The 12,283-nt window shown below is 42.8% G+C and carries 10 protein-coding genes; 8 read left to right on the top strand and 2 right to left on the bottom strand.

Annotated elements, in window-relative coordinates; all coding sequences use genetic code 11:
• Positions 1–9 precede the first annotated feature (9 nt).
• Together B7E06_RS20160 and B7E06_RS20165 are read right to left on the bottom strand one after the other, a co-directional pair.
• A complete protein-coding gene (locus tag B7E06_RS20160) occupies positions 10–1,017 on the bottom strand; it encodes a FecCD family ABC transporter permease (RefSeq protein WP_082235665.1) in 1,008 nt (335 codons plus the stop codon).
• Positions 1,017–2,045 (bottom strand): FecCD family ABC transporter permease, encoded by a 1,029-nt coding sequence (locus B7E06_RS20165; RefSeq protein ID WP_179134108.1) that lies wholly within the window; start codon positions 2,043–2,045, stop codon positions 1,017–1,019. The genes B7E06_RS20160 and B7E06_RS20165 overlap by 1 nt, the downstream gene beginning before the upstream one ends.
• A gap of 183 nt (positions 2,046–2,228) precedes the next feature.
• Between B7E06_RS20165 and B7E06_RS20170 the strand changes: the two genes are divergently transcribed.
• From B7E06_RS20170 to B7E06_RS20205, 8 genes are all read left to right on the top strand, one after another.
• Complete coding sequence (locus B7E06_RS20170; protein WP_082235666.1) at positions 2,229–3,182, top strand: iron-hydroxamate ABC transporter substrate-binding protein; 954 nt, start codon at positions 2,229–2,231, stop codon at positions 3,180–3,182.
• 109 nt (positions 3,183–3,291) lie between these two features.
• Positions 3,292–3,612 carry a PadR family transcriptional regulator gene (locus tag B7E06_RS20175; RefSeq protein WP_082235667.1) on the top strand — a complete coding sequence of 107 codons (321 nt, stop codon included), beginning with the start codon at positions 3,292–3,294 and terminating at the stop codon, positions 3,610–3,612.
• A complete protein-coding gene (gene chrA, locus B7E06_RS20180) occupies positions 3,605–4,783 on the top strand; it encodes a chromate efflux transporter (RefSeq protein ID WP_082235668.1) in 1,179 nt (392 codons plus the stop codon). The genes B7E06_RS20175 and chrA overlap by 8 nt, the downstream gene beginning before the upstream one ends.
• A gap of 131 nt (positions 4,784–4,914) precedes the next feature.
• Positions 4,915–7,716 carry a bifunctional diguanylate cyclase/phosphodiesterase gene (locus B7E06_RS20185; RefSeq protein WP_082235669.1) on the top strand — a complete coding sequence of 934 codons (2,802 nt, stop codon included), beginning with the start codon at positions 4,915–4,917 and terminating at the stop codon, positions 7,714–7,716.
• Complete coding sequence (locus B7E06_RS20190; protein WP_082235670.1) at positions 7,713–9,347, top strand: thiamine pyrophosphate-binding protein; 1,635 nt, start codon at positions 7,713–7,715, stop codon at positions 9,345–9,347. The genes B7E06_RS20185 and B7E06_RS20190 overlap by 4 nt, the downstream gene beginning before the upstream one ends.
• A 92-nt stretch (positions 9,348–9,439) precedes the next feature.
• Positions 9,440–9,943 carry a PCYCGC motif-containing (lipo)protein gene (locus tag B7E06_RS20195; RefSeq protein WP_082235671.1) on the top strand — a complete coding sequence of 168 codons (504 nt, stop codon included), beginning with the start codon at positions 9,440–9,442 and terminating at the stop codon, positions 9,941–9,943.
• A 236-nt stretch (positions 9,944–10,179) separates the two neighbouring features.
• Positions 10,180–11,580 (top strand): alanine/glycine:cation symporter family protein, encoded by a 1,401-nt coding sequence (locus B7E06_RS20200; RefSeq protein WP_425432214.1) that lies wholly within the window; start codon positions 10,180–10,182, stop codon positions 11,578–11,580.
• Between the two features lie 149 nt (positions 11,581–11,729).
• Positions 11,730–12,257 carry a YceI family protein gene (locus B7E06_RS20205; RefSeq protein ID WP_082235673.1) on the top strand — a complete coding sequence of 176 codons (528 nt, stop codon included), beginning with the start codon at positions 11,730–11,732 and terminating at the stop codon, positions 12,255–12,257.
• Positions 12,258–12,283: the final 26 nt, after the last annotated feature.

A 12,283-nucleotide genomic window follows, 5' to 3' on the forward strand; every position in this document is an offset into this window, starting at 1 on the left:
TTTCTCTCCTTATTTCGTTTTCATAAGTAAATAGATAAAGTAAGGCGTGCTTATAATCGTAACGACAATACCCACTGGAATTTCAGCTGGAGCAAATAGGTTTCTTCCTGCAGTATCCGCAGATAAGAGTATGGCAGCACCAAACAGTGCGGAAAGAGGAAGCGCATATTGATGTTTAGGACCGACAATCCTTCTAGCGATATGGGGAGCGACAAGCCCTAGAAAAGCAATTCCTCCTGCGGCCGCGACGGATAAGCCGGCGAGGCCGACAGCGATCAACAGTAATATCCGTCTTTCTTTTTCAACACCGGCCCCCAGCCCCATGGCCACCTCATCCCCTAAGTTTAAAATATTTAATGTAGAGAATTTAGCGGCCCCATATAGGATTAACAGAAGAATTCCCGGTGCAATTGCTGTTACAAAGCTCCAGCTGGGACTCCAAATATCACCTGAGAGCCAGACAATCGCCTGCATAAAGTCCTGTGGGTTCATTTTTACCTGAAAAAGAATAAGAGCAGCTCCAAATCCTGAGTTGACTCCGATCCCTACCAGCACAAGTCTTATAGGTTCAACTCCCTGTTTCCATGCCAGTGAGTAGACGATAATGGCAGCTGCAAATGCGCCTGCAAGTCCAAATAGCGGCAGCATATATATGCTCCAGCCGGTCAGCGTGTTCATGGATGATTGAAAAAAGAAAATATAAAGAATGACAGCAAATCCGGCTCCTGAATTAATCCCTAAAATTCCGGGCTCTGCTAGTTCATTCCGGGTTACCGCCTGCAATATTGCACCCGAAACACCAAGGGCCAATCCTGCTAATAGCGCAATCGTAATGGCTGGCAAACGAAACGTAAAAAGAACGAGTTCCTGCCGGCTGTTTCCCTGTCCGAACAATGTTTGAAAAACTTCTCCAGGGCTTATTTGAACGGCCCCTAAGTTTAAACTGATAAGGATGATCGCTACGATATACAGGCTTAGCCCTACAGACCAGGCTGTCATTTTTTTATAGTTTGCCATTATATACCGCTCCTTTCTCCGCTGCGGGCTAAATAGAGAAAGAACGGAACACCGATAAATGCAGTTATTGCTCCTACCGGCGTTTCGTAGGGAGCGTTCACTAAGCGTGAAGCCATATCGGCAACGACTAAAAGAACCCCGCCAAGAACGGCTGAAACCGGAATGATCAGACGGTAGTCTGCTCCGACGAGAAACCGGGTAATATGAGGGATAACCAGCCCTACAAACCCTACAGTTCCGGCTACAGAGACTGCTGCCCCTGATAAGGTAAATACGACAATAATGCCGGATAACTTTATCAGCCACGTATTCTGTCCAAGACCTTTGGAGGTATCCTCTCCTAAACTCAGAACAGTCATAGACTTAGAAATAGCGATAGCTAATACTAATCCGACAGCACCGGCTGCGAGCAGAATTTTTATAGACGTCCACCCGGTTCCGGCCAGCCCTCCGGCATACCAGAAGCTCATCTGTTTTGCGATTTGAAAATGAATAGAAAGAGCTGTAGCTGCCGAACTGAGCATTCCGCCAATCGCAACCCCTGCTAATGCCAGTTTTACGGGAGTAAGTCCTCCTGTTGATAAAGACCCTACCGCAAATACCAGGACAACAGCCAGTCCTGCGCCAATAAAGGAAGCAAACGTCATTCCTGTTAAAGAAAGAGCGGGGAAAAAAACTAAGGCAACAATTAAAGCAAATGCAGCTCCATGCGTCACTCCCATAATTGACGGGGAAGCTAAAGGGTTCCGTGTAAGACCCTGCATGACCGCCCCTGATACAGCTAAGAAGCTTCCAACTAAAGCAGCTCCCAGCGCTCTAGGAAGCCTCAGCTCCTGGATCACCTGATGACTCGTATCATTGGGATTAAAATTCACAACCGCCTGCCAGACGGTTTCAAGTTTTATATCAGCAGCTCCTAATGCAACCGACCACCCCAAAGAAAAAGCAAGTCCAATCGATGCAATTATGAATATGAGCGACGCTTTCCCTATCCGCCCTTCGGCCTTTGTTTCTTCCTCTGTCTTCACTTTGTTTCAGTCCTCTCTATGTACAAAGACAGTACGATGTACTCATCAAATTGAGAATGATTATCACTACCTAAGTATATGGTACAAGAAATAATTGTTCAAGCACGGCTTAATAAAGATTGACTAATCCAATGAAAATGATTATCATTTTCGTTAGAATAGTTTTACGGGAGGAAAGTCTTAATGAAAAACAAAATATGGATGTTTGTCAGTCTTTTTCTCATGATAACCCTGATCGCCTGCAGCAATAGCGAAGATTCCGAGGATACTTCTAGTGATGATAACACTGAAGAAAGCTCTTCTGAGGAGCGCACCCTTGAACACGCTTCAGGAGAGGTCACCATTCCAGCAAACCCGGAACGCGTCATTGCCCCATACTTAGAGGATTCTTTAACAGCCCTTGGAGTCACACCAGCGGCCCAATGGTCCATTGGCGAGAGTGTATTGGATTATCTTCAGCCTGAGCTGGAAGATGTCCCGACTATCAGCTGGGACCTTCCGCTGGAGCAGACGCTTGAGGCAGATCCTGGATTAATCATTTTCAGTTCCCCATCTTCTCTTCAAAACGGATCTTATGAAGATTACGAGCAGATCGCTCCTACTTACGTTATGGATGCAGAAACAAATGCTGACTGGCGTGAACAGCTTACACAAATGGGAGAAATCTTAAATAAACAGGAAGAGGCAGAACAGGCTTTAACAGATTTTGATGATCTGACTGCAAATATGAAAGAAAGCCTTCAGGAAGCCATTGGAGATGAGTCAGTAGCTTTTATCTGGACGATGGGCGAAGAATTCTATGTGTTTGAGCCGACCCGTTATGGTGCTGAAGTTTTATATGAAGAAGTCGGATTGACACAGCCTGAATTTATTAAAAACCTCGAGCAGGAGGAACAGTGGAACCCAATGTCTCTTGAAAAACTGAGTGAGCTTGACGCTGACCATGTGTTTTTAATCGGAGAAGAAAACGAACCTGGTTTTGAAGTGCTGGATAACAGCTCGGTTTGGCAAAATGTTCCTGCTGTTGAGAATGACCACGTATATGTTATGAACGACCCAAGCCATTGGACGATTGACGGCGTAATTGCCCATGAAATGACTTTAAAAAAGGTAAATGAAGCTTTAACAAATGAATAGTTTTGTTAAGAATACGTAAATTTTGTTGAAATTTACGTATTTTTTATTGCTAAAAAATCATTAATATCGTATGTTGATATCGGTATTCGATAAAAGGAGAGTCTGTATTATGTTACGAGATTTTTTTCTTGGATCTATTAAGATCCACATACTCTATCACGCAGAGGTCGAGCCTATTTATGGTGCATATCTTATGGAGGAGCTGGCTTCACACGGCTATGACATCAGTCCCGGCACCCTGTATCCTACCCTTAAATCTCTGCACGATAATGGACTTCTCAATAAATATGAAGAAACCGTCAAGGGCAAGGTAAGAAAGTATTATACGATTACCGAAGAAGGAAAGCGGGTGCTTGAAGAAGGAAAACAACAGGTCCGCGAACTTGCCCTGGAGGTTTTAGAAGACGACTGGAGGAATAAAGATGAGTAAACCTAAAGGTTCCCTTAAAGAAGTGTTACTGACTTCTACGAAGCTTGGCTTCACTTCTTTCGGTGGGCCGATTGCCCACCTGGCTTACTTTAAAGATGAATATGTCGACAGAAAGAAGTGGCTGGATGATAAAACATATGCCGATATTATTGCTCTCTGCCAATTCCTGCCCGGACCTGCGAGCAGTCAGGTGGGAATCGCAATCGGAATGCTGCGTGCCGGATTATTAGGAGGAATTGTATCATGGCTTGGCTTTACCCTTCCTTCGATTCTAGTGCTGGTGATTTTCGCCTTAATGTACCAGTCATTTGATTTAACGGATGCCGGCTTTATTCAAAGCTTAAAGATTGTGGCTGCAGCCGTTGTCCTGCATGCCCTTATTGGACTGGGTAAAAAGCTGACACCAGATTCTCCGCGGATCATCATTGCACTGGCTGCTGCTTTTATAATGCTGATTTACCCTTCTGCATGGGTACAAATTTTAATTATTTTAGCTGCCGGCCTCGTCGGTGCCAAGTTATTTCATAAAGCAGCAAATACTAAAGCTGAACCTTTCCCTGTTACTTTTTCTAAAAAAGCTGGAGCTGCTGCTTTAGCAGTCTTAGCTGGGTTACTGGCCTTCCTACCTTTACTAGCACGTTCAACGGAAAATGCACTGATTCAAATGTTTGATACATTTTTCCGTGTCGGTTCCCTCGTGTTTGGCGGAGGGCACGTCGTTCTCCCAATGCTGGAACGTGAAGTAGTCCCGACAGGCTGGCTTGATGCCAGCGAATTTCTGGCAGGCTATGGAATGGCACAAGCAGTACCCGGCCCTCTCTTCACGTTTGCCAGTTATATAGGAACGATGATTCATGGAGTCTCTGGGGCAGTGGTTGCTACGATAGGTATCTTTTTACCTTCTTTCTTATTCCTGATTGCCGCTCTTCCCTTCCTGAACGAATTACGCAAAAAGGCTAAATTCCAAGGGGTGCTGATGGGAGTAAATGCCAGCGTTGTAGGTATTTTGCTTGCTGCCTTTTACGACCCTGTGATTACTAGCTCTATTCAGTCCAATGCCGATTTTGCCCTCGCAGTTATCTTATTTTCATGCCTGTACTTCTTTAAGGTGCCGGCCTGGGCAATTGTTTTAATAGGTGTTGGTGCCGGATTTCTTATTAATTTGATATGATAGTAAAAAGAGTGAGTATAAATGTAAATTTTACTCACTCTTTGGTTTAAATTGTCGATATAATAGATAAGAGGACTTAGAGAAAGAAGCTTGGTACGCTTTATTCAATCTTGCATTACGGAGGAATCTTCATGGCGAATGAACAAACAAGGTATTCCCGGCTTGCTCATATTACTAAGCTTATAAATACAAATCTCGACTTAAAAGAAGTGCTGGAGCATGTCGTTACAGCGATCTCAGAAGAAATTGTCAGCTGTGATTCAGTAGGCATCTACCTTCCACAGGAGGATGGAACATTTCGTGGATATGTCGGTAAACCTGAAATTATTAATGGAATGACACTCGATATGCACATAGTAGACACAGAGCATGACCATTTAGCTAAAGAAGTCATTGAAACAAAAGAAGCTATTTACATACCAGATACATTCACTGACTTAAGACCCGATCCGAGGGCGGTCGAAGCATTTGGAATAAAATCTCTTTTAGGCCTCCCTATGGCATATGAAGATGAGCTGTACGGGCTAGTTTTTTTATTTGACTATGGAATCCCCATGAATCTTACCGCATCTGAAATCGAATCTATCAAAGCCTACGTCAACATGGCGGCTGTAGCCGTTAGAAACTCCAACAATTTGACAAGAAAAGAATCTCTCATTGCTGATAAACAGCTCCTGCTAAATATAACCCGGGAACTTTCTTTATGTTCCACCCTAGAAGATGTAATGGATAAATGTTTTGAATACATTGGCCAAGTCCTCAATAACTCTAATATCGGCGCCCACTTGTTAGACCCTGTAGCCAACAGCCATATTAACCCTGCTAGCTTAAGCAAAGACAGCGACTGGAGTCAGGAAGAGTGGATGAAAACCCACGAGCATCTTTCCATAGATTTCAAACAAGACCTTGTATTTAGAGAAGTGCTGGCAAGTAAACAATCCATATTTATAGCCGATACGATGAACGATCCTCGTCCTAACCATGAAGCCTGCCGGAAATTTGGAATTAAAGGCCTCTATATGATCCCTCTGATTGCAACAGGAAAAGTATTAGGTACCATAGCGATTGTCAACTTAAATGAAAAAGGTCGTCATTACCCAAAGTCAGCGATGCAGCTGGCTGAATCCATTGCGGATGCTACCGCTCCAGTACTTTCCTACTTATTGTACATCGAAGAGCAGGAACAGATTATTTCTGAAAGAACTTCAGAGCTTACTGAGAAGAATAAGGAACTGCAGCAAGCTTTAAAGGAAGTAAAACAGATCAGCAGAGAAAAAGAATTGATTCTCAATTCTGCTGGAGAAGGAATATTCGGCCTGGACCTTAAAGGTGGTATTACTTTCTGCAACCCTTCCGCTACGGATCTTTTAGGCTATGAAAACCGCGAAGAGCTTATCGGAAGACATTGCAATATCATCTTTAAAGAAAATATGTCGAATGCCTCAGGTTTGTTTTCACCCGATCATAAGAGTAAAGAGAGCGATGAAGATTACTTCCTCAGAAAAGACAGCAGTCAGTTCCCCATAGAATTCGTTATTACTTCTCAAATTGAAAACGGGGAAACAGTGGGTTATGTTGTAACCTTTAAAGACATTACAAGCCGAAGACAAATGGAAGAAAAAATAAAATATCATGCCTTTTATGATAGTGTAACCAACCTTCCGAACAGGGTTTTATTTCAGGACCGCCTGCACCAGGCATTAAATTTTGCTGAATCCTATGAATGCTCTCTGGCTGTTCTCTTTTTAGATCTTGATCGTTTTAAAAAAATCAACGATACGTTCGGTCACACCTTCGGCGATCGTGTTTTAAACAAAATAGCCGAAAGACTGACGAGCAGCCTGCCTAAAGAACTGACCATTTCCAGACAGGGCGGCGATGAATTTATCATTTTAATTCCGAGAATTCATACTAGAGACGACATTACTGATTGTGCCCAATCCGTACTCTCTGTCTTTTCTGATCCTTTTTATATTAATGGACAGGAAATCTCAGTGAAAACAAGTATCGGGATCAGCGTGTTTCCTGAGAATGGAACGACTTCTGAGCAGCTGATCAAGCATGCCGATGTGGCTATGTATACAGCAAAGAAAATGGCAGGAAACCAGTTTCAGCTGTACGAACCTAATTTAGAGGATCGCAGTATTGAAAGTATTGAGCTTGAAAACGATCTTTATAAAGCATTAAAAAACAACCAGCTAACCGTCGTCTATCAGCCAAAGTACGATTACCTCAATCAGCAGTTAATCGGTGTAGAAGCCTTGCTGCGCTGGAATCATCCGGAACGGGGAAAAATGAAGCCTAAAGACTTCATTCCACTGGCTGAAGAAACAGGACTGATCGTACCTATTGGGGAATGGATTCTTCGCGAGGCTATCCGTCAGATGAAGCGCTGGCACGACCAGGGATACGAAGATTTGGCTGTCTCTGTCAACCTCTCTCCCCAGCAGTTTAATCAAGAGGACATCGTTAAAAAAATAAAAGAGATTTTAGAAGAGACCAAATTGGATCCTCAGTTTCTCGAACTTGAGCTTACGGAAAACCTGATCATTCATAATACCGAGAAAACATTAAACGTTATTCACTGTTTGAAGGAAATCGGTATCCGAATATCGATTGATGACTTTGGTACAGGGTATTCTTCTTTAGGTTATTTAAAAGACTTCCCTGTCGACACGCTCAAAATTGATAAGACTTTTATCGATGACCTGCCGAGTAACCGTAACAACGCTGCGATTACAAATACCATTATTACGCTGGCCAACAGCCTCAGCCTTAACGTTATTGCAGAAGGAGTTGAAACCCGTAAACAGCTGGATTATTTAACAAACCATGGGTGTCATTTGATCCAGGGATATTATTACTCTAAACCTTTAAGTGCGGAGAAAGTTTTCAATAAATTTATCAATAAAGCGAAAGAGGGGAAATTATGAAGTCTGTAAAGGCAGTAGTGGAATATTTGAAAAGTGGGGATGTTTCGTATATTTTTGGTATCCCTGCAGGATCGGTCAACGCTTTTTTTGATGAACTTTACGACAGCCCTGAAATTACCCCGATAATTACAAAACACGAAGGGGCAGCATCTTATATGGCAGCCGCATACGCTAAGTATTCAAATCAGCTGGCTGTTTGCATCGGAAGCAGCGGTCCAGGGGGCACAAACCTTGTCACGGGGGCAGCCAATGCAATGCGTGAGCATCTTCCTATACTATTTTTAACAGGCGCCGTTCCTGTAAGTACAATGGGGCATAATGCCTCACAGGAATTAAATGCCCACCCACTGTATGAGTCTGTCACAAAATATAGTAAAAGAGTGGATAAGGCAGAAAATCTTTTACCCGAAATTCATAAAGCAGTTGAAACAGCTCTGTCGGGAGTACCGGGACCTGTTCATATTGCGATGCCGATTGATGTTCAATTAAGTGAAGTGGAGGAACAGATCATCCCTCCTTATCCATCACGCTCTCCTCTTCTACCTGAAGAGAAAAGGCTGAATGAAGCAGTCATACGATTGACCGACAGCCCTAGAGGTTTTATTTTCGCCGGCCAGGGAATTCGTGGCTCTATCCATCAGGTTATTGAATTGGCTGAACTTCTTAATTGGCCGATTATCTCTTCGCCTCAGGCCAAAGGAATGATTCCCGCCAGCCATCCGCTGTACCACGGTGTTTTCGGGTTTGCCGGGCACGAGTCAGCATCCTCCATTATTAATGAAGGAAATTATGATACCATACTTGTCGCCGGGTCAAGTTTGGGAGAGACAGCCACCAATAATTACAATTCAAATATTTCTAAGAACCGGACATTGATTCAAATCGATTTTGACTCTTCTGTTTTTAACCGCCGCTACAATTGTGATATTCCTCTGTATGGAGACATGGACATCACGCTCTCTTCTCTTATCAGCGGTATAAAAACCGTAAGCTTTACAAGAAATTCTCTTGTAGAAGAAGTTCGTTTTACTGAAGAAATAACGGAAGAGTATAGTACAAAGAATGCTCTGTTAAAACTGCAGCACCTCCTTCCTAAAAAGACCCGCTACACCGTAGATATAGGAGAGTTTATGGCCTATGTTATTCATCATATGGACGTAGTAGATACGGAAAGCTTTGATATAAACGTGCATTTCGGCGCCATGGGAAGCGGAATCGGCAGCGCGATCGGCTCTAAACTGGCGGACACAGACCGTCCGACCGTCTGTATTACGGGGGATGGCTGTTTCTTTATGCACGGCATGGAGCTGCTGACGGCAAAAGAATACGAAATTCCCGTTTTATTCGTAGTGATGAACAATGCGCGTTTAGGAATGGTGCACCATGGACATGCACTTCAGTATAAAAGAGCACATGAAAGGTTTTCACAGGAGCCGATAAACATTTCGGCGATGGCAGAAACGATGGGGATCCCAAGCCTTCGTGTCGACCAAATGGAAGACCTAAACCAGAATACGGTTCTTAAGCTTCTCAACCAGCCCGGCCCGTCTATCCTGGAAATTGCCCTTGTCGATAACCGTGTACCTCCGATGGGAGATCGTGTGAAGTTTCTCTCCTCCTTCGGCAAATAAAATTTGTATATTCTTTGAACAGTCCCAAACGCTCTTGAGCTTCCTTCTCTTTCCCACTATGATAGTAAAAGAGAGTGCAGGAGGCGATATTTTTGAAAAGGTATATATTTATCATATTAAGTCTGGTCTTATCGACCTTTTTAATTGGATGCTCACAGAATAACGAGGAATCTTCTTCCAACAGTTCAGAAGATGAGCATGAGGACCACGCCCATCAGTCTGCAGCTGATATCCGCGAGGAAACCTCTGGATATGACGTTTTGCCTGCTTTTCTGGAGGAAAAATCGGAAGATATGCAAAACATCTATACGGCTGCTGCTGCTCATAAAGACTTACTGGAGCAGATCCCTTGTTACTGCGGCTGTGGAGAATCTGTAGGCCACAGGGATAATTACGATTGCTTTATCCATGAAAATAAGGAAGACGGGTCGCTAGTCTGGGATGATCATGGTACAAAATGCGGAGTTTGTCTTGAAATTGCCGCACAGTCTATCGTTGATTTCCAGGACGGAAAATCTGTTAAAGACATTAGAGAAGATATAGACAGTAAATATAAAGAGGGTTATGCAGAGCCTACTCCAACCCCTGAAGTATAAAAATATTAAGCATCCGGACATAAACCGGATGCTTTTTTATTAGAAGAATTAGGGAGATTTGATGGCTTAAGCCATTCCAAAAGTGGAAAGCCCTGTTTCCTGATGTTTACATTTATACTCACTAATAACTTACCTTTTTTCTAAGCCACACCCTTCACTTTTTGACATAATTGTTTATTTTCTGAAAAAAAGGGAATATGATGGTACGATATTCAGAAAGAGAGGAGATTAAACTTTTGGAAGCTTTTGAACAGATTATCGCGAACATATCCAATTTTTTATGGACTTATCCATTAGCTATCATTCTTATTGCAGGTGGTGTCTTTCTTACCATCCGTCTTAAATTCTTTCAATTCCGTTTTTTTGGCCACGTACTTAAGAACACGGTCGGCCAAATTTTTAAGAAAGACAAGCAGACTGGAACAATTACTCCTTTCCAGGCCTTCACCTCAGCTTTAGCCTCGACAGCGGGTGCCACAAACATAGTCGGCGTGCCAGTTGCCATCTCACTTGGTGGTCCAGGTGCATTATTTTGGATGTGGGTTGTAGCCTTAATTGGAATGGCTACAAAATACTCCGAAATTCTTCTCAGTTTAAAATACAGGGAAAAAAATAAAAATAACGAATGGGTCGGGGGCCCGCAATATTACATAAAAAAAGCTCTCGGCTGGAAATGGGTTTCTGCGGCATTTGCCTTTTTCCTTATGATTGAGTTAGTTCCAAGTACAATGGTACAATCCAACTCCATTGCTACTCAGACGGCTACTGCTTTCGACTGGCCTGTTGAAATTACAGGAATCGCTATGTGTATCGTGATCGCTGTAGTTGTCTTCGGCGGTATTAAACGAATTGGTAAAGTGACCGATAAATTTGTCCCATTTATGGTGCTGACTTATTTAGCTATATGTCTTTATGTAATCGGGGTAAACTTCGACCAGCTGCCAGCAGTATTTGAAATGATTTTTGTTCATGCCTTCACTCCGGTTTCAGCAGCCGGCGGCTTTGCTGGAGCAGGAATTGCCCAGGCACTGCGCTGGGGGATTGCACGCGGGCTTTATTCAAATGAAGCCGGTCTAGGTACGGCTCCTATTGCCCACGCTGCTGCAAAAACAGACCACCCTTCCCGCCAGGCTATGTGGGGAATTTTCAGTGTTTTTGTTGATACTATTATTATCTGTACAGCCTCAGGGTTAGTTGTCCTTGTTACAGGAGCATGGACTGATATTGAACCCGGCCAGGCGTCTAATATGATTAATGTCGCTTTTTCTACGGTGCTTGGCGACGCGTTTGGAAGTATATTCGTTACGATATTCCTCATATTCTTTGTCATCACAACAATTGGTGTACTGATTTATTATGGGGAGAAACAAGCCGAGTATTTATTTAATTTAAAAGCAGCTTATGCGATGAGAATCGTGTACATTGCCGCTGTCTTTGTCGGTGCCATTGGAGGCTTACAGTTTGTGTGGCAGTTCCTTGACCTGCTGCTCGCTTTTGTACTTCTGTCCAATATCATTCCACTGCTCTTCCTTCATAAAGAAATTGCAGCTTTAACTGATGATTATGTAAATCGTGTAGTGAAAAAGAAAACAGATAAGCGTGATATCGAACTTTTCGCAGAAGAAGACAGTGCTTAGAAAAAGTCCCGCAGCTATATTTAGCTGCGGGGCTTTTCTCATATCCATTTATGAAACTGAAAAAATTATCTTGACTTCAAGTTAAATGTCCGTTATATTAGTTACATAAAGTAAGTTAGTTTCATTTTATTACTAAAGGAGAGATAAAAATGACTACAATTGTTTTAGACAAAGTGCACAGTACGTTGGATTTTCAGATTAAACACATGATGGTTTCTAAAGCCAAAGGCGAATTTGAGGATTTTGATATAGAAGTTAATGGAGACTTTTCCGATCTAGAATCAGCAAGCGTAAAAGCAACAATCCCCATTTCTTCTATCAATACAGGGAATGAGGATCGTGACGGTCACCTGAAATCCGGAGATTTCTTTGAAGCAGAAAAGCATCCAAACATGATTTTCGAAAGTAAATCTATTAAAAAAGTGTCTGATGACGAATATGAAGTCACTGGAGACTTCACGATAAAAGGAACAACAAATGAAGAAACATTTACTGTCGAATATAACGGCACCTCCCAAAGTCCAATGGATGGAAGTACCGTTGCCGGTTTTGAAGTGACAGGTAAAGTAAACCGTGAAGCTTACGGAATGACTTACAATGCTGCCATGGAAACTGGCGGCGTCCTGCTTGGCAAAGATGTAAAATTTGAAGGAAACTTTGAATTCATCGTGAAATAATCATTTGAGCCGTCGTGAAATTCACG

This window comes from Halobacillus massiliensis, assembly GCF_900166625.1.
GTDB classification, from domain to species: Bacteria; Bacillota; Bacilli; order Bacillales; family Halobacillaceae; genus Halobacillus_A; species Halobacillus_A massiliensis.